The organism is Lactonifactor longoviformis (genome assembly GCF_042848515.1).
Taxonomy (GTDB): domain Bacteria; phylum Bacillota; class Clostridia; order Lachnospirales; family Lachnospiraceae; genus Lactonifactor; species Lactonifactor longoviformis.
Genome location: NZ_AP031453.1, coordinates 984,722 through 1,009,556, shown reverse-complemented (window position 1 = coordinate 1,009,556; position 24,835 = coordinate 984,722). Strand labels below are relative to the sequence as shown.

General features: G+C 45.2%; 26 protein-coding genes and 1 pseudogene. 9 read left to right on the top strand and 18 right to left on the bottom strand.

Going from position 1 to position 24,835, the window contains the following annotated elements; translation table 11 throughout:
* Positions 1–35: 35 nt before the first annotated feature.
* Positions 36–554 carry a nitroreductase family protein gene (locus tag ACGHCT_RS04560; RefSeq protein ID WP_148458769.1) on the bottom strand — a complete coding sequence of 173 codons (519 nt, stop codon included), beginning with the start codon at positions 552–554 and terminating at the stop codon, positions 36–38.
* Positions 555–703: 149 nt separating this feature from the next.
* Between ACGHCT_RS04560 and ACGHCT_RS04555 the strand changes: the two genes are divergently transcribed.
* Entirely contained in the window at positions 704–1,054 is a 351-nt protein-coding gene (locus ACGHCT_RS04555) for a winged helix-turn-helix transcriptional regulator (RefSeq protein ID WP_390438482.1), read from the top strand.
* Between the two features lie 57 nt (positions 1,055–1,111).
* Here the strand turns inward: ACGHCT_RS04555 and ACGHCT_RS04550 are convergent, their stop codons facing one another.
* The 5 genes from ACGHCT_RS04550 to metK form a co-directional block, all read right to left on the bottom strand.
* Positions 1,112–2,137, bottom strand: coding sequence for a radical SAM protein (locus ACGHCT_RS04550; protein ID WP_390438480.1), 1,026 nt, complete (start codon positions 2,135–2,137; stop codon positions 1,112–1,114).
* Positions 2,138–2,441: 304 nt separating this feature from the next.
* The gene (locus ACGHCT_RS04545; RefSeq protein WP_390440122.1) at positions 2,442–3,023 is read right to left on the bottom strand and encodes a nucleoside phosphorylase; all 582 of its coding nucleotides are present in this window, start codon (positions 3,021–3,023) and stop codon (positions 2,442–2,444) included.
* Positions 3,024–3,598: 575 nt separating this feature from the next.
* A complete protein-coding gene (locus ACGHCT_RS04540) occupies positions 3,599–4,480 on the bottom strand; it encodes a radical SAM protein (protein ID WP_390438477.1) in 882 nt (293 codons plus the stop codon).
* A 40-nt stretch (positions 4,481–4,520) separates the two neighbouring features.
* The gene (locus ACGHCT_RS04535) at positions 4,521–5,405 is read right to left on the bottom strand and encodes a radical SAM protein (RefSeq protein WP_390438475.1); all 885 of its coding nucleotides are present in this window, start codon (positions 5,403–5,405) and stop codon (positions 4,521–4,523) included.
* Between the two features lie 3 nt (positions 5,406–5,408).
* Positions 5,409–6,614, bottom strand: coding sequence for a methionine adenosyltransferase (metK, locus tag ACGHCT_RS04530; RefSeq protein ID WP_390438473.1), 1,206 nt, complete (start codon positions 6,612–6,614; stop codon positions 5,409–5,411).
* A gap of 176 nt (positions 6,615–6,790) precedes the next feature.
* Here metK and ACGHCT_RS04525 point away from each other — a divergent pair, with 176 nt between their 5' ends.
* Positions 6,791–7,174 (top strand): winged helix-turn-helix transcriptional regulator, encoded by a 384-nt coding sequence (locus tag ACGHCT_RS04525; protein ID WP_390438471.1) that lies wholly within the window; start codon positions 6,791–6,793, stop codon positions 7,172–7,174.
* 342 nt (positions 7,175–7,516) lie between these two features.
* On the opposite strand, the gene ACGHCT_RS04520 is transcribed toward ACGHCT_RS04525, so the two are convergent.
* Together ACGHCT_RS04520 and ACGHCT_RS04515 are read right to left on the bottom strand one after the other, a co-directional pair.
* Positions 7,517–7,690, bottom strand: a complete 174-nt coding sequence (locus tag ACGHCT_RS04520) for a winged helix-turn-helix domain-containing protein (RefSeq protein ID WP_390440120.1) — start codon at positions 7,688–7,690, stop codon at positions 7,517–7,519.
* Between the two features lie 294 nt (positions 7,691–7,984).
* Positions 7,985–8,251: a helix-turn-helix domain-containing protein gene (locus tag ACGHCT_RS04515; protein WP_390438469.1), complete on the bottom strand. Its 267-nt coding sequence runs from the start codon at positions 8,249–8,251 to the stop codon at positions 7,985–7,987.
* A gap of 143 nt (positions 8,252–8,394) precedes the next feature.
* On the opposite strand from ACGHCT_RS04515, the gene ACGHCT_RS04510 reads away from it, so the two are divergent.
* The 4 genes and pseudogenes from ACGHCT_RS04510 to ACGHCT_RS04495 all read left to right on the top strand — a co-directional run bounded on the left by ACGHCT_RS04510 (position 8,395) and on the right by ACGHCT_RS04495 (position 10,469).
* Positions 8,395–8,784, top strand: coding sequence for an AraC family ligand binding domain-containing protein (locus tag ACGHCT_RS04510; protein WP_390438467.1), 390 nt, complete (start codon positions 8,395–8,397; stop codon positions 8,782–8,784).
* Positions 8,785–8,847: 63 nt separating this feature from the next.
* Positions 8,848–9,156 carry a helix-turn-helix domain-containing protein gene (locus tag ACGHCT_RS04505; RefSeq protein WP_390438465.1) on the top strand — a complete coding sequence of 103 codons (309 nt, stop codon included), beginning with the start codon at positions 8,848–8,850 and terminating at the stop codon, positions 9,154–9,156.
* Complete coding sequence (locus tag ACGHCT_RS04500) at positions 9,149–10,045, top strand: DMT family transporter (protein WP_390438463.1); 897 nt, start codon at positions 9,149–9,151, stop codon at positions 10,043–10,045. Before ACGHCT_RS04505 ends, ACGHCT_RS04500 begins: the two co-directional genes overlap by 8 nt.
* A gap of 1 nt (position 10,046) precedes the next feature.
* A pseudogene (locus ACGHCT_RS04495) lies at positions 10,047–10,469 on the top strand (DUF2000 domain-containing protein).
* A gap of 50 nt (positions 10,470–10,519) precedes the next feature.
* Here the strand turns inward: ACGHCT_RS04495 and ACGHCT_RS04490 are convergent.
* The 6 genes from ACGHCT_RS04490 to ACGHCT_RS04465 all read right to left on the bottom strand — a co-directional run bounded on the left by ACGHCT_RS04490 (position 10,520) and on the right by ACGHCT_RS04465 (position 17,035).
* Complete coding sequence (locus ACGHCT_RS04490; RefSeq protein ID WP_390438461.1) at positions 10,520–10,939, bottom strand: hypothetical protein; 420 nt, start codon at positions 10,937–10,939, stop codon at positions 10,520–10,522.
* Between the two features lie 133 nt (positions 10,940–11,072).
* Positions 11,073–11,552 carry a flavodoxin gene (locus ACGHCT_RS04485; RefSeq protein WP_390438459.1) on the bottom strand — a complete coding sequence of 160 codons (480 nt, stop codon included), beginning with the start codon at positions 11,550–11,552 and terminating at the stop codon, positions 11,073–11,075.
* Between the two features lie 483 nt (positions 11,553–12,035).
* Positions 12,036–13,403, bottom strand: coding sequence for a 23S rRNA (uracil(1939)-C(5))-methyltransferase RlmD (gene rlmD / locus ACGHCT_RS04480; RefSeq protein WP_390438456.1), 1,368 nt, complete (start codon positions 13,401–13,403; stop codon positions 12,036–12,038).
* Between the two features lie 68 nt (positions 13,404–13,471).
* On the bottom strand, positions 13,472–14,422 hold the full coding sequence (locus ACGHCT_RS04475; protein ID WP_072852567.1) for a 3'-5' exoribonuclease YhaM family protein: 951 nt from the start codon (positions 14,420–14,422) through the stop codon (positions 13,472–13,474).
* Between the two features lie 34 nt (positions 14,423–14,456).
* On the bottom strand, positions 14,457–15,809 hold the full coding sequence (locus tag ACGHCT_RS04470; protein WP_242946773.1) for a S1C family serine protease: 1,353 nt from the start codon (positions 15,807–15,809) through the stop codon (positions 14,457–14,459).
* Between the two features lie 206 nt (positions 15,810–16,015).
* Positions 16,016–17,035 carry a hypothetical protein gene (locus ACGHCT_RS04465; protein ID WP_390438454.1) on the bottom strand — a complete coding sequence of 340 codons (1,020 nt, stop codon included), beginning with the start codon at positions 17,033–17,035 and terminating at the stop codon, positions 16,016–16,018.
* Positions 17,036–17,212: 177 nt separating this feature from the next.
* Here ACGHCT_RS04465 and ACGHCT_RS04460 point away from each other — a divergent pair, with 177 nt between their 5' ends.
* From ACGHCT_RS04460 to ACGHCT_RS04450, 3 genes are read left to right on the top strand one after another with little or no spacing between them, the layout of a single operon-like run.
* Positions 17,213–19,591: an endonuclease MutS2 gene (locus tag ACGHCT_RS04460; RefSeq protein WP_390438452.1), complete on the top strand. Its 2,379-nt coding sequence runs from the start codon at positions 17,213–17,215 to the stop codon at positions 19,589–19,591.
* Between the two features lie 17 nt (positions 19,592–19,608).
* Complete coding sequence (locus ACGHCT_RS04455; protein WP_072852564.1) at positions 19,609–20,310, top strand: response regulator transcription factor; 702 nt, start codon at positions 19,609–19,611, stop codon at positions 20,308–20,310.
* A complete protein-coding gene (locus ACGHCT_RS04450; RefSeq protein WP_072852563.1) occupies positions 20,310–21,722 on the top strand; it encodes a HAMP domain-containing sensor histidine kinase in 1,413 nt (470 codons plus the stop codon). The genes ACGHCT_RS04455 and ACGHCT_RS04450 overlap by 1 nt, the downstream gene beginning before the upstream one ends.
* A 77-nt stretch (positions 21,723–21,799) precedes the next feature.
* Here the strand turns inward: ACGHCT_RS04450 and ACGHCT_RS04445 are convergent, their stop codons facing one another.
* The 4 genes from ACGHCT_RS04445 to nth form a co-directional block, all read right to left on the bottom strand.
* A complete protein-coding gene (locus ACGHCT_RS04445; protein ID WP_072852660.1) occupies positions 21,800–22,300 on the bottom strand; it encodes a tRNA (cytidine(34)-2'-O)-methyltransferase in 501 nt (166 codons plus the stop codon).
* Between the two features lie 16 nt (positions 22,301–22,316).
* Positions 22,317–23,300, bottom strand: a complete 984-nt coding sequence (locus ACGHCT_RS04440; protein ID WP_390438450.1) for an AIR synthase family protein — start codon at positions 23,298–23,300, stop codon at positions 22,317–22,319.
* Between the two features lie 160 nt (positions 23,301–23,460).
* Positions 23,461–24,171: a PolC-type DNA polymerase III gene (locus ACGHCT_RS04435; RefSeq protein ID WP_390438448.1), complete on the bottom strand. Its 711-nt coding sequence runs from the start codon at positions 24,169–24,171 to the stop codon at positions 23,461–23,463.
* Entirely contained in the window at positions 24,168–24,818 is a 651-nt protein-coding gene (gene nth / locus ACGHCT_RS04430) for an endonuclease III (protein ID WP_072852558.1), read from the bottom strand. Before nth ends, ACGHCT_RS04435 begins: the two co-directional genes overlap by 4 nt.
* Between the last annotated feature and the right edge of the window lie 17 nt (positions 24,819–24,835).

Sequence of the window (24,835 nt, the reverse complement as noted above, 5' to 3'; positions counted from 1 at the left end):
GTGCTTGTTTTACAGGGGCTGCGCCAAGTATTCATTTACAGATTTTCATAGGAAACCAACTGGCTCATCGGAATACGCTGTGTATCAAAACGATTCGTATCTGCCGGATCATCATCAGAATAACCAATTACCAGAATGTTGACCGGTTCCAGACTATCCGGAAGGTTAAATTCCTCGCGCAGTACATCCGGCTTGAAGTAACAAACCCATACGGTTCCAAGACCTAACTCTGTGGCCTGCAGCATCATGTGGTCAGTCAGGATGGATGCGTCAATGTCACCACTTTGTTTCTGATCGAATGGACGTACCCATGCCTTGTTATGATCTGCACAAACAATGATCGCCAACGGTGCATTATAGATACCAGCGGCCTTACTGACCTTCGCCAGACCCTCCTCACTCTGAACAGCAATCAGATGAACCGGCTGAAGGTTAGCGGCTGTCGGAGCCACATGAGCTGCTTCCAGAATCTGCTCCAACTTTTCCGGCTCCACTTTCTGATTTTTGTAGCTGCGTACAGAATGACGCTGTTTTGCAATATTGATAAAATCCATAATAATTACCCCTTTCTGTGTATCATGTATTCGGTATGTCAAACCAACCATGAATTTATTGTAGCATGAATCGTAATATCCACAAGAATGCACTTTTTTGATAGGTACTTTCAAAAAAGGTAGCACCCTTGCAGAAAAGGAGAAGCAACATGAACTGTAAACAAACTCAATTTAACTGCCCGGTTGAAGCCGCACTGTCTTTAATCGGCGGCAAATACAAACCTTTAATCCTCTGGCACCTGATAGACCAGTCTCTCCACTACATGGAACTGCAGCGGCTCATCCCAAAGGCAACCCCCAAAATGCTCTCCGGTCAGCTCCATGATTTAGAGAATTGCGGAATGATTCATCGAGAGGTCATCCCGGAGAAACCACCAAAAACGATCTACTCCCTTACCGAATTTGGTCGCAGTGTTATTCCGATATTGGACGCTTTATGCCAGTGGGGGAAAGGCTATCTGGATGGACTGGATGTGCAGTCTCCGTGCTGCAAAGGATAAAAGAAAGAGCCGGGTATAGCTGATAACATTCGCTATACCCGACTTTGCTATTTCTGTTTAAATCTGTGATTGCCGCACATAATTACATAATGCAGCAAAATCCACATTGGGATTCCTATCTAATATCTTTTTCATGCTTTCTTCTGCCTTTCGATGTAACTCCGTTTTTTTCAGATCATCTAGAAAAAAGAAAATATTGAGCCGCCGGCCAACAGCAAAAAGAAGTCTTTCATCCGGGGGCAAGGTAAGAAAACGATCAATCGTAGAAAGCATTTCCTTTTTCTCTGTCCTTAGATTTCCCCGTACCTCTAAAAGCAGGTTGATGATGTGTTCATTCATGTAGTAGCTATCCATCTCCTGTAACTGCTGCAGGAATAGTTTCTGCTCTATCACGATTTCTTCCTCAGACTGTAGAGTAACGGAACCATCCCGCACAAACTCTCCCATTTTTGACTCAGGCTTAATTCCTGTAACGTGAACCCGAATAAAATCTGGCTGGATCATATTCAGTGCCTTAGCCGTGTGGACTGCATTTTCTTCTGACAGTTCCTTCCCACCGATTCCCAACAATATAAATTCCGATAAAATCATATCCGCGTCCTTTGCCATACAGCCGCTTCGGACAACAGTATCTGCATCAAATCCTTTGTTGATTAACTGCAATATCTGGTCTGAGCCAGTTTCCATTCCAGAGTAAAGATGGTTCAGTCCCGCCTGCCATAAAGCCTTTAATTCTGCCGGACTTTTCCGGGTAATACTATCGGCACGGGCATAGGAAGTGATATACTGCATATCCGGGAAATACTGATTGATTGCATCCAGAATTCGGAGCAGATAATCCGTTTTTAATACCAGCGCATCACCATCCTGCAGAAAGCAGGAAGTAATCTTTTTTCCCCGGTAAAGCTCTGCCTGCTGCTTAATATCCTCGATGGTTTCATCTATGGGGCGCATGGAAAATCTCATGGATTTATAAAGTCCACAGAAATAGCATTTGTTCCAGTGGCACCCTCTTGTAACCCGAATCAGCAGGCTGTTACTCTCTGATGGCGGACGAATCGGCCCTATTTCAATCTCTCTCATTGGTGTTCTTCCTTTCTGTGTATTCAGATTAAGGGTAGCATTTCATATAACCCTTAACAAGAATGCACTTTTTTGAAAGTAACTACCCTTTGGGGAAGTAAAGCCTACAATGATAAGCACATCAATAAGAGTATAAAATAGAGCCAATAACCCTGAAATTCATAAGTTACTGGCTCCGTATCTTTACATCCGCCTATTTGATTTTTCAAGACAGTTCATACTTATCAAAAAGATTGATTCAGTTCCACTAATTTACCATTCCACTTTTGTCATTTCAATACCTTAAATATAGCTTCATTAGAATTTATAAATTTATTGCACATTCCATTGCAAGCTCAAACGTCTGTACTTTTTTAGAAACAGGACGAACTGTTAATCCACGCTGATCCCATTTTTCTGCATCAAGATTATCACATGCATAAACAAATTGTGCAAATGTAATCCCTCTAAACTTTGCAGCGGCAGCCAAAGTAGCACACTCAATCTCAACAGCAATACATCCCTGCTCTTTACGTTGCAACATTTTCTTACGAGTCTCACGGTACGGTGCATCTGTTGTCCATACTTTACCTTTTTTATACTGCAACCCTTCCTTTTTAAATACTTCTTCAATCACTTTTATTCCATAAGTATCAAGTTCCACTTCATCTGAAACTGGCAAATAACGATAACTTGTACCTTCATCTCGTACAGCACTAGTTGAGATAATCAGATGTGCATCATCAATAGTTCGATCCAATACCCCACATTCACCACATACAAAAATTTTTTTTGCTCCTAAAGCAATTAACTCCTCCAAATTACTCACGCATGCTGGAGCCCCCACCATTACTTGGCAAACAGCTATCCTGATAGTTTTATAAAATTTTATATATAGTAGTGTCACCACCCACACTAATTAAACGTCCAATTCTTTTCGCCTGATATTTTTCTATAATTTCCTGTATCATTGTCTCCGAAAATTCACAAACTTATATCATCCGTAAATATACATTCCTTCCAAAAAGCCTTCCTTACTAATTTTTAAGATCTGGAAATTAAATCAACGGGAGCGGTAGCGCCGCATACATGACGGCCCAAGCATCAATGCTCCTGACTGCAAAAATTGATCCCATGCGTTTGCTCTTACCAGTTCTTCCCTAGGCACAATCAGCGGTACTACGGCTTGTACAGCAGGTGTCTGGAATACTTCACCTATCGCCCGCAGCCCAGTAAAAGGTAGCAAATCCACGCCTGCGGTGTACCTGCCAGAAAAAAGAGCAAAAACCGCCGATATACTGCGATACTTGCAACTGCTATACCATTGGTGAGTCAAGGCTTGCCGCCAACCACCAAATAACTGAAAATTGTACCGCTGTACTGCCAATCAGCGAAACTGCTTGACCGGATACCATAATCAAAAATTGTTTTTTCCATCTATTATTTCTATATAAAATCAGACCTTCCATATGTAATGCCCCATCAACCCAATGACCGCAATCCTGCTCGGTACGCTTCCATGTCTTTCTCATCCACCGTATCAATCACATGCTGCAGTTCCTCAAGGATTTTTTCACGCTCTTTTGGCAGGTATGCCGTAGTCGGATAAAAATTCGATTTCGAATCCGCAAACAAATGTATTCTTAACTGCAAAGTGCTGATAAAAATCTGTAGTTCCCGCAGTCTGTCCTTTTCCGTTGACGGAAGGAAAGTTCCTTCCTGATACCTTTGATATAATTCTGTTTCCGGGAAAAGCGTCAGGGAATCCACAGAAATAAAATAAGGATTTAACTGGCTGAACAGCTTCGCACTGTTTACCGCATTGCGGTACTCCCCACCTCTTCCCGACAGTCCTGTCATATACACAAAATAATATTCAATCCCGGCTTCATCCAGCTTCCGGCACTGTTCCAGTATATCCTGAGAAGTGTAGCCTTTTCTTGCCAAAGTAAGCGTTTCATCATCTCCGCTTTCTGTCCCAATCGTCAGCCCATTGATCCCCATAGCCCGCAGTTTCTTAAGCTGCCAGACCTCTTTATTTTTTATATCCCGAATACTGGCAAACATGGCAATCGTCTGACATTTGATCAGATAATCCCGGACTGTCAGCGCCCGGAGTTTCAGATTCTCATAACTCATAGCAAATGGATTCGCGCCAGTCAGAAAAATTCTCCTTGCGTTTGGCTGATAATGTTTCAGCTCGGCAAGATCCTCCTCAAATTCCTCCATTGGAGACATCCGAAATGGTTCATCTTTATACAAACTACAGAAGCTGCAATTACGATAGGTACAGCCTGATGTTGCCTGTAAAATAAACGAGCTTGCCTCGTAAGGCGGTCTCCATGTGCGCCCTGTAAAATGCATAAATGTCCAGCAAATCGCTTTGCTGACACTTCATCCTGTATTACAGGTGACGAAGATTCTCACGATATTTCCGAAGGTATGCTTCATCCTGACTGCTGATCTGCTGCTCCAAAAACCGAACCAGCTTCTTCTTGTCCTTTTTCAGATTACCGCGCACCTGAATCAGATTAGAGGCTCCATCTGTAGCAAACTTTGCATCCACTGTCAGATTTTCAATAAGTGTCTTTAATTCCTCCAGCTTCTCAAGCTCCGTCTCTTCCTTCCAATTTCCCGCCTGAATTTCTTTGTACAGCTCAGAAGTCGGATAAATCGTAAGCATGGACGCATCAATAATCTTCGGATGGAGCTGGTTTATGACTTTTGCAGTCTCCTTTGCACCGATATTCCCTCTGCCGGAACCGGAAATGCCGGTCAGATAGAAAAAGTTATAGCTGATTCCTGCTTCGTCCATCTTCCTGCACTGTTCGATAATATCCTTTGCCAGATAACCCTTTTTCATAAAGGTCAGCGCTTCATCATCACCGGTCTCAATCCCGAAGGTAATCCCATCATATCCAAGGGCACGCAGTTCCTTTAAATCCTCCACCGATTTTCTGGTAACATCCGTAATTCTTGAAAAGCAGCCCATACTCTGGCAGGCCGGAAAATATTCATGTACGCTCTTTGCCAGTGTTTTCAGCTTATCTACACTCAATGCAAAGGGATTTGCTCCCGTAAAGAATACCCTCGGCACCTTCTTATAATACCGGCTTGTTTCTTTTAAATCCTCCTCTACTTCTTCCCACGGCGACATTCTAAACTTAAAGGGCAAATCCTCATAAAGAGTACAGAATTTGCAGGAGTGATGGGTACATCCTGCCGTTACCTGAATCAAAAGTGAGTAAGCCTCATAAGGCGGTCTCCAAATTGTTCCTGTAAAATGCATAAATCATTTCTCCTTTCCTGCGCTTGTGTTGTTCATCAATTCTTTGTGCAGCACATTAGCTTTATCTGTATGTTCCCACGGAAGGTCAAGATCATTTCTTCCGAAATGTCCGTAAGCAGCAGTAGCCTTATAGATTGGTTTTCTAAGATCAAGTGCTTCTATGATTGCAGAAGGCCGGAGATCAAAATATTTTTCAACCAAAGCCAGAATCTGCTCATCCGGCATCACCCCGGTTCCAAAGCTATCAATAAAAATGGAAACAGGTGTTGCCACTCCGATTGCGTAGGCAATTTGAATTTCACATTGATGGGCAATCCCCGCCGCCACTATATTTTTTGCAACATAGCGTGCAGCATAGGCAGCACTGCGGTCTACCTTCGTTGGATCTTTTCCTGAAAAAGCACCTCCTCCATGACGAGCAAATCCTCCATAGGTGTCTACAATAATCTTACGGCCAGTTAAACCGGTATCACCCTGTGGGCCGCCTATCACAAACCGGCCAGTTGGATTGATATAATAGCGGATATCCTCATCCAATAACTCTTTCGGAATGACCGGCATGATAACCTTTTTAATCATATCCTCTTCAATCACCTCATGCGAAATTTCCTGCAGATGTTGTGTAGAAAGAATCACGGTATCAATCCGCACCGGCCTGTCGCCTTTATATTCCACGGAAACCTGCGCTTTTCCATCCGGCCCTAAATAAGAAAGACTTCCATTTTTGCGGACTTCTGCTAATCTGCGGGTAATCCGATGTGCCAGATAGACAGGCATTGGCATATAGGTGTCTGTTTCATCCGTGGCATATCCAAAAACCATCCCCTGATCTCCGGCCCCAATATCAGCCGTATCAGAAAAACGAGTCTCTAATGCATTGTTTACTCCCAGAGCAATGTCCGGGGATTGACTGTGCAGAGCGGAGACTACAGCAATTCCGTCCGCATTGAACCCAAAATCATTTCCGGTATATCCAATACTCCGGACAGTATCCCGAACAATTTGTTCTACATCAATCTCGTGCAGCGCATGAGCTGATACTTCACCCATTAGAACAACTAACCCAGTAGTGGCTGATACCTCACAGGCCACATGAGCCTTCGGTTCTTTCTGTAAAATGGCATCAAGGATTGCATCGGAAATTTGATCGCATACTTTGTCGGGATGTCCTTCCGTTACAGATTCAGAAGTAAAAAGTGTTTTTCTCATGTTTATCATCTCCTTCGCCACAAGAGTACAGGAGCAGACAGATTTATTCAAGTACGCAATTTTTTTAGTAGTAGTAGTATTTTTTGTACTAATACTAAAAAAAGATTGTACTTTAAAATTTCCTTCCGTTGCTATATACTCTCTATAAAGGCAAACGTGAAAGGAAGGAATCAGACATGGCAGGAAATAAATTTCAAACAGAAGAAATGATGACCAGATGTGTTCCCATGAGCTGCATACAGGCTATTCTAGGTGGAAAATGGAAAATCATAATCTTATGGTATATTGCGTTTTATAAGGTTCAGAGATTTGGCGAGTTAATGCGCCGGCTGGATGGAATTACGCAGTCTTCTTTAACCAAGCAACTTCGAGAATTAGAAAGCGATGGTTTTCTGCACCGGAAGATCTATAAAGAGATACCACCAAAGGTAGAGTATTCTTTAACCGAATTAGGGCAGAGTTTTACCCCTATCTTAAATCAAATGATGATATGGAGCGAGCAACATCTCTGCCCTCCTGATTATGTGAATCCTTATGGGAATAAAAAATTTCTGGAATAATTGCAAAGTGCTTTGTCAGCAGGGAAGCTGGCAAGGCACACAAAATCTTTTCCGCCGAATATAAATGCACATCTAATATACCAAAGACAGGCTGATTAAGGTTCTTCACCGGCATAATAATGTACAGCTTGTTTTCACACCAAAATTATGTAAGCTGTGTCACACAGAATTAAAATATAATTCTGAAATAATAACAGCAATTAATTAAAGAACCGATGGTATATTATCAACACTATCGATTCTCATCACCCACACCACTCTTTGGTTTACTTTACAACCAGTTTGTGTATATACAGAAAAATTCCCCGGAACAGTTTTTTACATTGCTCCAGGGGGATTACTCTATCCCGCAAACCGATACCCACTATTTACCACAGTTTCTATATACCCGTCCCCGATCTTCCGCCGAAGCTGGCTAATCACATTCGTCACTGCTACTCCGCAATGTTGCGGTTTCTCTTTCCACACTGCGTAGAGTAATGTAAAAAACTCATAGTGGGATAGGGCAACGGGAATACAGGAATGATAATAGCGAATGAAATCACATACGACACCACCATCATAAGCTCCAGCTTTTCCAACAGGTTCTTATCAAACAGGTAAGAAAATGTAAGGAATACAGTTCCCTGCAGTAATGAAACGCTCCACCCTGTAATGTCATATCAATGGAACTAACCAGTTTTATTTTACCAGACACAATAAACGGGAATGAATGTTGCTGTGCCGATCAGTATACCGCATATATTCAGCAACATAAGCAATGCGAATTTCTTCTGCACCAATCATCCATCCCTACTACTTTTGCCATGTTTACAATACATCCTCTGTCCGCAAATCAAAGCTTCCTCCATCCATCGGGAAGTTTGGTATCTCCTCCAGAAGTTTCACCGCTATCTCCTGCTTCAAATCCTCATCCACATAGCTCTTTACGCTGCCGTCCGGCTGCTTCTCTTTCACTGTGGAAAGCTCTGTCATATAATCATCGTAGTATCTAAGAATCCGTTCCATTGCCCATTTCTCCCCGGCAACAGCCGCTTTGATGATTACATAAGTCAATGTATTCTGCTGATCGTCCATGCTCCGTACCTCCAAGTTGATATACTGCTTACAGCATACCATATCCAAAGACAGCAATCCAGTGAGCCGTGAAAAATGAAGATATTTTACAAGCCTTTTTACTTTTCAAATGTTAAAATGGGAACAGCGAGGAGGAAACATACATGAAGAAAGAAACAAGGACGGTGGTTTATGATGATGAGCTTCGGATTGAGGCATACAACTTTGAAGGAATCGTGCAGCCATTTCCAAACCACACCATAGCAAAAGGCGATATCGTTCTTTTCAATCCCGGAGATAACCATGCCTGTGTCCAAAGTGATGATGGCACACTGGATTACCGGGGATTTAATATCACCAAAGAAGTTATGCTGAACCTGGCGGAAGAAGTGACCGGGAAAAGGAAACTTCCCGGCTTTTCCAAAACTGTGATCTTTGATGAAGAAGTGACCTGCTATCTGCACCCGCTCCACGAACTGGTCATGAAAGGCTCCTGCGAGTTCGGCAAAGAAGAAAACCTGCTGCTCCTCATATCACTGTTAATTCAACGATAAGGGCAGCCCTTTGAAAGCTGTATCCCGGAATGCCGGGAGGAAATTGAAAAAGCCTGCGATTTTATGGAGCAGCACTTCGCAGACCGGATTTATTTAGATCAGATCTGCCGCTATGCTAGTCTTAGCAAATCCACACTGCTCCGGGCCTTTACCAAGTCCAAAGGCGTCACTCCATACAGCTACTTAGAGAACATACGCATTGGCAAAGCAAAGAAACTTCTGGAACAGGGTGTACCTCCCATAGAGACTGCCATGCAGACAGGCTTTTCCGACCAGAGTCATTTCACGAACTATTTCAACCGATTTATCGGATTGGCTCCGGGTCTTTACCGTGACATATTTTTAGAGAAGGAGCAAACGCCGGATGAGTAAAAAAGCAACCGGGCATCTGGCGGCGCTGGTAACGATCCTGATATGGGGAACTACCTTCATCTCCACCAAAGTGCTTTTAATGGATTTTGAACCGATAGAAATCCTGTTCTTCCGGTTTATCCTGGGATTTCTGGCATTGCTGATCGTCTATCCCCACCGGATGAGAGGAACTACCAAACGGCAGGAAGCTGTCTTTGCGGCGGCAGGACTGTGCGGCGTGTGCCTGTATTATCTGCTGGAGAACATTGCCCTGACTTATACAATGGCCTCCAACGTAGGTGTCATTATCTCCATAGCACCCTTTTTCACAGCAATGCTTACCCACCTGTTCACAAAGGAAGAAAAACTGCGTGCAAATTTCTTCATCGGATTTGTAGTTGCCATGGTCGGCATCTGTCTGATCAGCTTTAACGGAGCAAAGATGCAGTTAAATCCCATCGGTGACTTGTTGGCCGTAGCTGCGGCAGTCGTGTGGGCCTGCTATTCTGTATTGACACGGAAGATCAGCGGTTTTGGATATCACACCATCCAGACCACAAGGCGGGTATTTGCTTATGGCATTATATTTATGATACCTGCGCTATTCCTGTTTGACTGCCGTATTGGAGCAGAACGGTTCGCAAATCCAGTCTACCTGGGAAATCTGATCTTCTTAGGATTGGGCACATCCGCACTTTGTTTCGTTACCTGGAACATGGCTGTGAAAATTCTGGGTGCTGTCAAAACAAGCATTTACATTTACTTAGTTCCGGTTATCACGGTTGTCACATCTGCCCTTATACTGAAAGAAAAAGTAACCGTGATGTCCGATGTTGGTACGGTCCTGGCACTGATTGGACTGTTCCTTTCTGAATACAGAGGAAAGACACAAAAACAGGAGGAACTCTAAAATGGATTTACAGAATGAAAAATGCGTCATGGTCATTGACGAAAATCTGCCGCTTGGCATTATCGCAAATACGGCGGCTATCATGGGAATCACCCTGTGAAAAGAGATGCCAGAGGTGGTCGGTGCAAATGTTACAGACCAGAGTGGAAACGAGCATCTCGGCATCATTGAATTTCCCGTGCCAATTTTGAAAGGCTCACCGGAAATCATCAAAACAATCCGTGAGAAGCTCTATCAACCCGACTTTCAGGATTTGACCGTGGTTGACTTTTCCGATCTGGCACAGGGCTGTAAAACCTATGATGAGTTTATCGAAAAGATGGGGAACGTGTCAGAGAGCACCCTGCAATACTTCGGCCTTGCTATCTGCGGACCAAAGAAAAAGGTTAATAAGCTCACAGGCAGTATGCCTTTGCTGCGATAGAAAAAAGCTGCTGATACATGAAACTTTTTCATGTGCCAGCAGCCTGTTTTTTAATACACCTCATCAAAATATCCAATAAACACCGACATCCGAATCAACCCATCTTTCATCGAAAACGTCACATTTTCCGCCCGCTCTGCGATTTCCTTTAACAGCGTCAGCGCCTCCCGGTCACAAAACTCAAAATGTTCCATGTACAGATCAATGGTCGCCTGCCATTTCTGGTAATCCACCTCGCCCCGGATTCTTCCTCCAAACTGCCGGACGTAAGCATCACACTCTCCAAGCAGGTATTCATAATCAACTTTTTCCTTTGGAACCACACGCTTTGGGATTTTATTCATTTCTTCCTGGTACTTCTGAAAGAATCCAACCTCCATTAATGTGTCCAGAAAGTCCTTTCCCTCTGACTTATCGCTTCGCTCCCGGAATTCCTCTCCATAATCTTTTTCGTATACTTCATTTTCCATGCTTCGCACCCTTTCCTGTAGAATAATTTACCACTACGGGTAGGATGTTACCATAGATTTCTTATTATTCGTTGTCATGAAAGATAACTTTATGGGTCTATATTGATAAGTTTATCGGTCATTTCTATGTATCTTAAATTCCAAATCCTTCTGCCCACGCTTTTAGTTCTTCCGTACTTGCATCCGCAGGAAATCTCTTTCCTTCCTTTAATTCTGCTCCCGGACAGGAAACCGCCAGTTCCTTGTTTGTGTTCCCCATTCCGCTGCTTCCAGAAGTTGCCAGTGGAATAATTGTCTTTCCTTGCAGATTATACTGCTCCAAAAACGTGTTCACAATAGTCGGCGCAACGTACCACCAGATAGGGAAGGCTGTGAAAATCACTGAATACTGCTCCATGTTCTCCACTTTATTTGCAACAGCTGGCCGGAATGACTTATCATTCATTTCCACACTGCTGCGGCTCTTTTTATCCATCCAGTCCAGATCAGCATTCGTGTATGGAACCTCTGGCTGAATCTCATGTAAATCTGCTCCGATAGCCTCTGCAAGCCGCTTCGCCAGTTTCGCTGTTACGCCGCTGGCACTGAAATACGCTACTAATACCTTACTCATATTCAATACCTCACCTTTCAAGAAGATCATATTTTATTGCTGTGTTTTACCATAGAATACCATAAATCCAAGGCAAATGCACCCTATCGTTTTTTGAGTATGGTTAATCGTTAAAAATGCACCCTCTGACAGCCAAGGGTGCATTGTATCAATTTATGGTACGCAAGCCAGTGAGACGGTACGCCAATAATCATCAATACATTTCTCCAAAATCGGCTTCATACAAACGGCACCTCATATTGCTACAAGGTGCCGTTTATCTCATTTTTCTTCAAATTGTCAAACCTGTCAACTCGACCTGCAAATATCCAACCTGTCAACTCAACCTACCCATTTTACAAGCTGTCAACTCAACCCTCCGTCATTTTTTCATGTAGATATGTTTCCTCTGACAGCAAACCTCTCATTTTTCGGTCGTGTTACCCTGTGTCCAAAATCTGCTCCACCTCAGAAATCCCTTGTTTTCAAGCCTTTTCCGTACATCTACTTCTCGACTTTTGACATCAACACGACACTCTCAACATGGACTGTCATCCCAAACTGATCCACCACCGTCACCCTCTCCATCTCATACCCATTCTCCCCCAGCCATTTCACATCCCTGGCCAGAGTTGCAGAGTCGCAGCTCACATATACAATCCTCTTAGGCTTCATATCCACCATAGTGCGCAGAAGGGATTCCTCACAGCCTTTTCTCGGAGGATCCACCACGATAACATCCGCGTAGATTCCGTCTTTTTCATATTTCTCAGGCAGAACCTCCTCTGCCTTTCCCACATAAAAGGCCGCATTTTCTATCCCGTTTAACCGCGCATTTGTCCTGGCGTCTTCTATGGCTTGAGGGACAATCTCCACCCCGTATACCTGCTTTGCCTTTTGGGCCAGAAAAAGGGAGATGGTTCCTATTCCGCAGTACAGATCCCACACAGTCTCGCTGCCTGTCAGCTGTGCGTATGCAAGTGCTCTCTCATACAGCCTCTTTGTCTGCACTGGATTTACCTGGTAAAAGGACAGAGGGGAAATCTGGAACTTAACATCTCCGATGGAATCCGTGATATAGGCCTGACCCCACAGAACTTTAATCTCTTCTCCAAGGATTACATTCGTCCGCTTTTTGTTTACATTCAAAGAAATGCTGGTCATTCCTTCGAGCTCTCTCAGACTCTCCACCAGTTTTTCTGACTTCGGCAAAGTCTCCCCATTTACGATCAGGCAGACCATAATCTCGCCGGACTGGAATCCATAGCGAATCAGAACATGGCGTACCAGGCCCTTACCTGTCACTTCATCATAGGGCTCCACGTTCCACTCCGTCATATAGGCAATGATCTTGTCCAGAATTATCTCATTGATCTCTGCTCCGAGGAAACATTTTCTGTTGTTGATAATGGTGTGGGTCCGGCTGGCATAAAAGCCGGCGATTATATTGCCGTCCTTATCCTTTCCAACAGGAAACTGAGCCTTATTTCTGTAGAAATACGGTTCCTCCATTCCAATCACCTCTTCAATGGGTACCTCAGAAAAGCCTCCGATCCGCATAAGGTTATTCCTTACCTTATTCTCTTTAAACTTCAGCTGCTGCTCATAGGAGAGAGCTTGAATCTGGCATCCCCCGCACTGGCGGGCATAAGGGCATCTGGGTTCTACCCTGTGGGGCGAAGGCTGAAGGAGTCTCATCAGCCGGGCATAGGCGTAATTCTTCTTTGCTTTTATTACCTTTGCTTCTATAGTATCTCCTATCACAGCATCCTTGACAAAAAAGGGGAAGCCATCAATTTTGCCGATTCCCTCTCCCCCGTGTCCCATATCTTCTATTGTAATTGTAATACTGTCATTCTTTTTATAGTTCATATTCGTCTCCTGTATCGTCTATAAAGGACGGGTCCATATACGTCCCCGTCCTTCCCTCATGTACTGCCTTATTCCTCGCAAGTGGTCTTGCGTATGTTAGATTCAAACAGCCGGTTATATCCCAGCCAGTCCTTCTGATCCTTTGCAGAACTGAAGATCTCAGCCAATGTCTCCATCTTGGCATCTGTGTTATCTGCCATATTCAGGGCAACAGCCTCTGCCAGTGCAGGTTTTTTCGGTGAGCCGTATTCCAGTTCTCCATGATGTGCCAGAATACAATGTTTCAGCTCGCTTTCCAGTTTTTCCGGGAATCCCGGAATCTCCCTGGCCCCATCGTGAACCATCTCTGCTCCTATCATAATATGGCCCAGGAGCTGCCCGTCATCTGTATAGTCATTGGCTGGAAATGGAGACAGCTCTCTTGTCTTTCCCATGTCATGGCAAATAGCCGCGGTGAGAAGCAAATCCCTGTTTAAAATGGGATATGCGGTTATATAGTATTCGCACAGCCTGACAACACTTAACGTATGCTCTAAAAGGCCGCCTACAAATCCGTGATGTACTGTTTTAGCCGCCGAATTGCCCTTAAATGCTTTGACAAAAGCAGTATCCTCTACATAATATTTCTTCAGGAGCGTCTGCAAATAGGGATTTTTTATGCTCTGGATATACCGAAGAAGCTCCTGGTACATATCATCAATGCTTTTACCGCTCACCGGCAGATAATTTCCGGGATCATACTCCCCCTCCGCTGCCTTTCTTGCACGTTTGATACTCATCTGCAGCATTCCCTGAAAGCAGGTTACATCCCCGATTACGTCCACATAATCCAGTACGTCAAAATCTTCAATCCCCTGGGAGTTAGGCTCCCAGATCTTGGCATCAATGGTGCCGGTCTTATCCTGCAGGATTACATTTTCATAAGGTTTCCCATTCTTTGTCACTGCTGACTGCTTGTGCTTGCACAGATAAATCCCATTTGCCTTTTCACCTTCACGCAATTCATTTAAAAATTTCATTCTCTTTTTTGCCTTCCTAATTCTTTCTGTCTTTTTACGAAGCAGTCAGGGTGACATCGAATTCCAGTTCCACGTAGCCCTCTGCTCCTTTGCGCATGACTTTTATCTTAATCATCTCGCCTACATTGCATTTCTTCAGTTCATTCTGATACTGCTTAACGGTCACAACCTCATTCCCCTTGACCGCAGTAATTACATCGGCCTTCTGTATACCGGCCTGCATAGCGGGAGAATCCTCTGCTATCATATCTACAAAGACACCTTTTGGCATTCCTGTATTCGCCGCAATCTCATCCGTGACATCCATTCCCCGGATTCCGGCATAAGGGTTATCCGTATTATTGGACAGCTGTTCAATCAGTTCCTTAATCTGAGAGATGGCCAGAGCGGTTACTATATTCCTGCTGTCCTCCAGGCCAAAGGACTGGGCGATAACCCCCACAACCTCCCCGTTCAGGTTCACCAGAATCCCGCTTCCGTCACTGCTTCCCATAATATCCGTTGTCAGCAGATTGTACTCCCCGTCCACCACATTTACCGTGTTGGAAACCGAGGTTATTAAACCATACGCAATAGAATCACTATACCCCATCGGGCTTCCAATTGCAATAACAGGTTCTCCCTGGCTGACACTGTAGGAGCTTCCCAGTGTCGCAACTGAGAGACAGTTCTGGGATTCCTGGGAAATCTCTGACAGCGGCACCTTCAGAACAGTAAGTCCCGTATTAGAGTCTGTTTTCTGGAAACGGGCGTCAACGGTGGACCCGTCGCAAAAGGTAATCTGAATACGGTCTACATTATCCACTACCCGGTATTCTGTCAGAACAAATAAATCCTGTCCGTTATTTGCAACAATCAGCCCAGAGATCTGCTTCTGACTTTCGGAAGGGTTGTTAAACCAGTCTGTCCCACTGGTATTGCCGATTACTGTTACAATAGCCTTTTTGGGTTCCTGGGCCTGCTGAACCATATCCTTGTAAAGATTGGAATAGTCTGCCAGGGTAAATTCTGCAGGTTCCTGTACTGGCGTCTGAACCTCTTCTTCGGGGGGAGACTCTTCATCCTCCTCACCGGAGGGTTCCTCATCCTGGGGGATATTCACTTTTGGCGCGCTTTCCTTATCTTCCCGATACTTATCTATTCCGGAGACAGTAACAGAAAATACAAGAGCTGCAATTACACCGAATAGCACTGCAGCACCGGCAATCCACCCGGCCCGTCTCAGAACGGTTCTCCTGTCCAGGGGCTTTTCTTTTATCGTCTCTTTTACAAAGCTGTAAGCTTCCTCATGATCCTCGGGAGTCTCCCCCTCCCTCTGTTTTTCCGCCTCTTCCAGATGCCCCTCATCAGGATTCTCCATGAGTTCTTTTTTTTCATTCTCATCCATACTGCACGTTCTCCTTTATTGCTTAAGTAAGATACACGCAAATCCCGTTCCCGGGATACCAAAAAGAGGATTCCCGGCGAGTATACAATATAAATTATCTTAGCAAAGAGATATGAACATTTTATGAAGAATCCGGGAAAATATTTACTTTTAGAAGCGGTACCATCTATAAACACCTGGTTTTTAGGGGGGGCACTCCCGACGGCTTATGTCTGGTCATAATTACAGGCACCATTGCTACAATTCTCACATACATAAAAATAATACATTCCATCTCCCCATTCCCATATGTCCTGTCCCTCTATCTGTCCTGCAAAAATCATTTTTTCTCCGCAGTCGGGGCAGTCCGGATAATCCAGATGGTCAAATCTGCAGGGCAGTCCGCCAAGCTGTGTGTGGGATATATCCGTCATAATGCTGGCAGAATAGGTTATCCTTCTGAATTCCCTGCTCCTTCTCAGCTTTCTTTCCGGATTCGGATATCCATCTAACACACGATCCATACACTGTTCCAGAATTTCTGTTTTCTTGTTTTTCTCATGCCAGACAATTTCGCCTTGCTCCATCCTGGTATAGATTGTCTGGTAGCAGGAACATACCAGGCAGCTTCCCAAGGGCTCCTTCTGATTAAATATAAGCGTTAGCGGATGGCGGCAGAATCTGCACAGCCGATCGATCCGCTTCAGAGGAACCCAGCGGTCTTCCTCTTCGGTTCCCGGAGACTCTTCAAAGGGTATCACTTCCTCCCGGTACAGCGTCTTTATTTTTCCTTTTTCCACACACCATCCTCCTGCCGTATCCTCCCATCTATGGTCTGTGCCTGCTAAAAACTCAGCTGATTTTTCGGTCCTAACTGCGCTCAGCAATGGCATTATCTGGGCTCTCATCTCCTCTGTCTTGACTGCATCTATTAACATTTCTGCTACTTGGGGAGCTGCCCGGAGAAAAATCTCGGGATAGGAATCCCACGTTTCTTTCATCAGATGCATATAGAGCTTATCCGGCAGATATTCCCCTATCTGATAAGAATACAGGGCAAGATACAGGTAGACAACCTGCTTGTCCCAGGAATCCAACTTCTGATTGTCTATTGTGTAATCAATCAACTCTGCGGTCTCTTTTGGGCTTAGTTCCTCATAGAGCTTATAGAGAGGTTTTACCTCCCCCGACATCATTCCGCCCTCCAGCAGTTCCATAGTCAATTCCAGCATTCTGTCAGCACTCATCCTCATCCCTCCTTTCTTTTATTATCCCAAGTATACCACAAATTCCTCAGTTTTCTCCTGTGAAATCGACTTTTCACTTTTCATTCCCTCCATAATAGGTTAGAATAACTACTAGAAGAATGACAAAAACAAAAAGACGGCTGTACACTTGATTCAGTCCGCCTTGGAGGCAAATACATGAACAAAAAAGCATTAAAAACATTAGAATACAACAAGATCATCGAACAGCTGACTGCCTGCGCCACCTCTTCCCAGGGGAAATGTTTGTGCCAGGCACTTTTGCCCCAGGATGATATTGTCACAATAGAACGTATGCAGGAGGAGACCCAGGACGCCCTCAGCCGGATATATCAGAAAGGCAGCCTTTCTTTTGCCGGTGTGAAGGATATCAGAGGCTCTCTCAAAAGACTGGAAATCGGAGGCACCCTTGGCACCGGAGAGCTGCTTGCTATCTGTTCTCTCCTGGACAATACCAACCGGGCCAAATCTTACGCCCGTAAAGAAGATGAGGAAAAGGCACCGGACTCACTGGATGGAATGTTTGAACAGCTCCAGCCCCTCACCCCTCTTGCCAATGAAATCCGCAGGTGTATTTTATCAGAAGAAGAGATCGCGGACGATGCCAGTCCGGGTCTGAAGCAGATCCGCCGTTCGATGAAGAATACCAATGACAGGATTCACACAGAGTTAAACAGCTTTGTCAGCGGAGGTTCCAGAAGTTACCTTCAGGATGCCGTTGTCACAATGCGGAACGGGCGCTACTGTATTCCGGTAAAGGCTGAGTATAGGGGACAGGTGCCGGGAATGATCCACGATCAGTCCTCTACCGGTTCCACTCTCTTCGTGGAACCAATGGCAATTGTTAAGCTGAACAATGATATCAGAGAACTGGAACTGAAGGAGCAGGCGGAGATTGAGATTATCCTGTCCACCTTAAGTGCCTCTGCCGGAGAGTACCTGGAAGTTCTGCTGGATAATATGAAGCTGCTTGTAGAACTGGATTTTATCTTTGCGAGAGCCTCCCTGGCCAAGCAGCAAAATGCATCCAAACCGGACTTCAATACCAAAGGCATTCTGGATATCAAAAAAGCACGGCATCCTCTCATTGACAGGCATTCTGTAGTACCCATTGATATCCATCTGGGCAGGGATTTTGATCTGCTAATTGTTACCGGACCCAACACTGGAGGGAAGACCGTTTCCCTTAAGACGGTGGGACTTTTGACGCTTATGGGACAGGCCGGGCTTCATATTCCCGCCTTTGACCACTCCACTCTGTCTGTGTTCAAAGAAGTATATGCAGATATTGGGGACGAACAGAGTATTGAGCAGAGCCTCAGCACCTTCTCCTCCCATATGACAAATATTGTATCCTTCCTGGAAAAGGCGGACAGAGACTCTCTGGTCCTCTTTGACGAACTGGGAGCAGGTACAGACCCCACTGAGGGCGCGGCGCTGGCTATCTCCATCCTGTCCCATCTCCATGCTCAGGGCATTCGTACTATGGCAACCACCCATTACAGCGAGTTAAAGGTCTATGCGCTTTCAACACCCGGGGTAGAGAATGCCTCCTGCGAGTTTAATGTAGAGACTCTGCGCCCAACCTACCGGCTGCTGATTGGTATTCCCGGAAAAAGCAATGCATTTGCTATCTCCGGAAAACTGGGACTTCCTGAATACATTATTGATAAAGCCAGAGAACAGCTGAGCCAGGAGGCGGAATCCTTTGAGGATGTCATCAGCCACCTGGAGGAGAACAGAGTCACTATTGAAAATGAGAGAAAAGAGATCGAACGCTATAAATCAGAGGTAGAACAGCTAAAGAACCGGCTGGAAGAAAAACAGGATAAGCTGGAACAGCAGAGAGAACGTCTCCTGAGAGAAGCCAGCGAAGAGGCACACAGGATCCTGCGCGAGGCAAAGGAATACGCGGACCAGACCATCAAGGTATTTAATAAGGCGGGAAAAAGTACTATGTCCGCCAAAGAACTGGAACAAGAGCGCCAAAAGCTCCGCCAGAAGATGAACACAGTAGAAAAAAATATGTCTCAGAAAAAAGAACAGAAGAAAAAACCGGCCCCCAAAGCAAAAGATTTGTCCATAGGCGATTCTGTAAAGGTGCTGAGTCTCAACCTGAAAGGTACCGTAAGCACACTGCCGAACCCCAAGGGCATGCTCTATGTGCAGATGGGCATCCTCCGTTCTCAGGTGCACATCTCAGACCTTCAGCTCATAGACGAACCCGTGATAACTTCCTCCACCCTGCAGAAAACCAGTACAGGTAAGATCCGGATGAGCAAGTCTTCCTTTGTAAAACCAGAGATCAACCTTTTGGGAAAAACTGTGGATGAAGCCATTTCCGAACTGGACAAGTATCTGGACGATGCCTATCTGGCCCATCTGAATTCGGTGCGCGTGGTCCACGGAAAAGGTACCGGCGCGCTGAGAAAGGGTGTACACAGCTATCTCCGCCGCCTGAAATATGTAGAGGAATTCCATCTCGCCGAATTCGGAGAGGGTGACGCGGGTGTAACCATCGTAACATTTAAAAAATAGAATCAGGAGGTTTTGTAATGGTTGCAAAGCAGAAAATATTAATTGTAGACGACGACAACAATATCGCAGAGCTGATTTCCCTGTATCTTACCAAGGAATGCTTTGATACGATGATTGTAAACGACGGGGAGGAGGCCCTGAATGCATTCGCATCCTTTCAGCCCAATCTGATTCTTCTGGATCTGATGCTGCCGGGTATGGACGGTTATCAGGTTTGCCGGGAAATCCGCCACAAGTCTAATGTACCTATTATTATGCTCTCCGCCAAAGGAGAGATCTTTGACAAGGTTCTTGGCCTGGAGCTGGGAGCGGATGACTATATTATCAAGCCCTTCGACTCCAAAGAATTAGTAGCCCGGGTAAAAGCAGTACTCCGCCGGTTTCATGTGGAGCCGGAACCTGCGGCCCAGAATACTGGAAAATTTGTGGAATACCCGGACCTTGTGATTAACCTTACCAATTACTCTGTCATATACTGCGGGGAGGCGGTGGATATGCCGCCAAAAGAACTGGAGCTTCTTTATTTTCTGGCCTCTTCACCCAACCAGGTATTTACCAGAGAGCAGCTTCTCGATCATATCTGGGGGTACGAATATATAGGAGATACCAGAACTGTGGACGTACACATCAAACGTCTCAGGGAAAAAATTAAAGACCATGACTCCTGGGGGATTGCCACCGTATGGGGAATTGGATACAAATTCGAGGTGAAATCCTAATGAAAAATGCCCTGTATCTTAAGTTTGTTATTGCATACTTGATTCTGGGATTCATTGGCTTTTTTACCATTTCCACTTTAGGGTCCACTTTAGTTGAACATAAGCTGGTGGACTTTTCAAGCTCTGCTCTCTATAAAGAAGCCAACGCCGTGGCGAATACCCATGCGGCAAAATATTACAACAGCCAGTCCTCTCTCAATGATATCTACGATAACCTGACTACCCTGAGTTCTTATGAGAACTCAGAAATCTGGCTGATCAATCCACAGGGGGAAATCCTCCTGAACACCAGCGAAGATTTGAATACACAGTCTCCGGAGAAAATCATTAACTTTGATCCGGCTTCGTTCAATTCCGGGTACTATCAGATCGGTCATTTTTTTCACCGCTTTGCGGACGATACTATGAGCGTTCTGGTTCCCATTACCCTGAATTTTACCACCAGGGGATATATTGCCATTCATCAGCCCATGGAGCATATTTACGAAGAAAGAGAATCGGTTCTTCAGGTAGTATACATACTCTTCCTGATTTTGTTTCTCATTACCTCCTCCATTCTGGTGCTGCTGAACTATATCATCCACCGGCCGCTGAGAAAAATCATCACAGGGGTGGATGAATTTGCATCCGGGAATCTGAAATATAATATTCCGGTAAACACAGAAGATGAGATGGGGTACCTGGCGGCATCCCTAAACTATATGTCTGACGAACTGGATAAGATGGGGGACTACCAGCGGAAATTTGTTGCCAATGTGTCTCATGATTTCCGCTCTCCCCTGACCTCTATCAAAGGATATGCGGAAGCTATCCTGGACGGCACCATTCCTCCTGAAATGCAGGAAAAATATCTGAATATCGTAGTATTTGAGACAGAGCGCCTGAATAAGCTCACCAGAAGTCTTCTCACCTTAAATGATATGGATGCCAAAGGACGTATGCTGGATATTACAGCCTTTGATATTAATGGGGTCATAAAAAATACAGTGGCCACCTTTGAGGGAACCTGCCGGGAGAAAAAAATCTCCATAGAGCTTATCCTGGCCGGGCAGACACTCTATGTATCCGCTGATATGGGGCGTATCCAGCAGGTACTATACAACCTCTTGGATAACGCAATCAAGTTCAGCCCCAAAGATTCTACCATAACCATAGAAACCACAGAAAAGCATGATACCGTCTTTGTGTCTGTGAAGGATATGGGGGCAGGAATACCCAGGAGCAGTCTTTCTAAAATCTGGGATCGTTTTTATAAGCTGGACACCTCCAGAGGGAAGGACAGAAAAGGTACCGGGCTTGGACTTGCTATTGTAAAAGAAATCATCAATGCCCATAACCAGCATATTAATGTAATCAGTACAGAAGGAGTGGGGACCGAGTTCATCTTTACCCTTGACAAATCCAAAAAATAAAAAAGGGGACGTGTTCTTTTTAAAAAGAACACGTCCCAAAATCGATCTGCCCTGTCCCTTTTTAAGGTGCAAAGCCTTTATCTCCATTCATATTTCGTCAGATGCCCTTCCAGCTGCATGTGATCAAAGTTATGCTGCCGCAGTGCTTCGTACAGTACAATTGCCACTGAATTCCCCAGATTGAGGGATCGGATATTTCCAATCATAGGGATGCGGATGGCCGTCTCCTGGTTTTCCAGAAGGATTTCTTCGGGGATTCCTGCGCTTTCTTTTCCGAACATAATGTAGCAGTCTTCTTCATACACAGCGTCCGTATAAGTCCGGGGCCCCTTTGTGGTGGCCATGTAGATTTTTGCCCCCGGATTTTTCTCCAGAAACTCTTCGTAGTTCACGTAGGTGGTTACATCCAAATCCTTCCAGTAGTCCATCCCTGCCCGCTTCAGTTCCTTTTCGCCCAGTCGGAATCCCAGAGGTTCAATGAGATGCAGCCTGGTCCCGGTTGCCACGCAGGTTCTGCCTATATTTCCTGTGTTCGCCGGAATCTCCGGCTCGTATAGTACGATGTTCAGTCTTGCCATATCCTTAGCTTCTTTCTTATAGTATTTTGTGCAGCTCATCCGGCTGGGGCTTATCCAGATATCTTACTTCTCCCTGGTTTCTCAGGATACGCTCCCTGCCCTCTGTAGTTTTCCCGATGACCGCTCCATGAATGCCCTTCTGGGACAGCGCTCTCACCAGATGATTTCCATTTTCCGCTGCAAGGAGCAGGGAACCGCTGGACGTAACCTGATAAGGGTTTAGTCCGAATGCCTCACAGATCTCCACCGTCTCCTGGCGGACAGGAATGCTTCTGAGATCTACCTCAAGTCCGATATCTCCGCCGCTAGCCATCTCCCAGAGAGCGCCGAAGACGCCCCCTGTTCTGAGGTCATGCATGGCGGTTACTCCCGCCTCCACGGCAATTTGAGCCTCCGGAAGCACTGACAGATACTGCTCAAAATTACTGGCTTCCTCTACAAATGCCAGAGAGAACCGCTCCAGCAATTCTGCTTTCTTCTCTCTGGCTATGGCAGCGGTTGCTTCCAGGCCAATCCATTTGGTCAGTACCAGATCCTGCCCCGGCTTTATCTCTGACGCGGACATAAGATTTTGCTTTTTTATCTTGCCGGTTCCTGTCAAAGAAAAAACAGGCTGGTTCACTGCCTCTGTTACCTCTGTGTGTCCGCCCAGCACCTCCAGGTGCAATTCCCTGCAGATCCTTTCTAATTCCCGCATCCTATGCTTCAGATAAGATTCGTCTGTCTTCTTGGGCAGCAATACGGTAGCCATAATTCCCACAGGCTCTGCGCCTGAAGCCGCCAGATCATTTACCACAGCATACACGCCGCGGCTTACCGTGTAAATTCCCTCGCCCGTAACAGAATCCGAGGAAAGTACGAATACTTCCCCCGGACCAATCTCAACTGCCGCACTGTCCCGGCCAACCCCGGGACCAGCCAGAACCTCTGCCCTTCTGTGGCTGATTTCTTTCAGTACAGAACGGATAAGCACCGGCTCCGGTAGTTTTCCTATTCTCATATATTTATCCTGCCTTCTTTTCCCATAATCCCATGAAACAAATATGGTTATTCTATTACCCGGGAATAAACATGGGAACCACCATTGCCAGAATAAGAAATCCTGCAATAATCCCGGCGATAATGCGTTTCGTCTTAGGGTTATTCATATTCATCTTTTTTCACCTCTTTATTCTTCCATATGTCGAAAGAATACCGTCAATGATTTTTGAGGCATCGCTTTTCGACAGACGATCCATCTCTGTATCAAATTCTATTTTATGATATTTTATCAAATCCCGCAAGTACCCTTTTTGCGCATTTGTGATGGAAGACTGTTTTTTTATCCTGCACACCAGAGGACTGCAGCAAAATGCCTCCGGATGGCTCTGGCCGAACTCCTCGAACAGTTTTTCATACAAAAGGTAAGTAGTTCTGGCATCGTCCAGCGCCCGGTGTTCTTTTTCCTGAGGGATTCTGTAATACCTTCTCAGGTACTGCAGGCTGCGGCTCTTCAGCTCCGGCAAAACCTTTCTGGAGATTGCCAGTGTATCCATCCCTTTTTTTTCAAACGCAAGGCCCTGTCCGGCTGCCCCATATTTTACAAAGCTATAGTCAAAAAGTAGGTTATGCCCTAGCAGGGGATAATCCCCGCAGAACTCCAGAAGTCTCGGAAGCGCAGACTCAATTCCGGGCTGCCCCGCCACCATGTCCCCGCTAATGCCGGTGATCTCTGTAATCCTTGGAGGGATCTCCCTCCGGGGATCCACAAAGGTTGCATAGGTATCTGCCACACTTCCCTCCACAACCTTGATTGCTCCAATCTCCAGAATCGCATCCTTATCCGGCTGCAGTCCAGTAGTTTCCAGGTCAAGGGTAACATATGCTCTCATGCTTTATCCCCCTTTTTCTTCCGTTCCTTATACTCTTTACAGTATTTCGTGAGAAAGCACTCCTCACACTTAGGATTTCTGGCAAAGCAAATTTGCCTTCCAAAGGTAATAATCTGAATATTATACAGAATCCAGTGCTCTTTGGGAAGTACTCTCATCAGATCATATTCAATTTTAACCGGATCTTCCTCTTTTGTAAATCCCAGTCTCCGTGAAATTCTCTTTACATGGGTATCCACCACAACACTGGGTTCATGAAATATATTTCCCCGTATCACATTTGCAGTTTTTCTTCCCACACCGGGAAGACTGGTGAGAACCTCCAAATCATTAGGTACCTTTCCCCCGTACTCTTCCACTAACTTTCTGGAACATCCTAAAATGTTTTTTGCCTTATTCCTGTAAAAGCCTGTGGACTTAATGTCCTGCTCCAATTCCTTCAAATCCGCATTGGCAAAAGCCTCCATATCCGGATATTTCTTAAACAATGATTCTGTAACTATATTCACTCTGGCATCTGTACATTGTGCACTGAGCATCGTGGCGATGAGCAGCTGTTCTGCACTGTCGTGATTCAAATAGCACTTATACTCTGTTGTATACACTTCATCCAGCAGATCCAGAATCTCTTTTGTCCTTTTTGTCATATTCGTCCTCTCCTGAA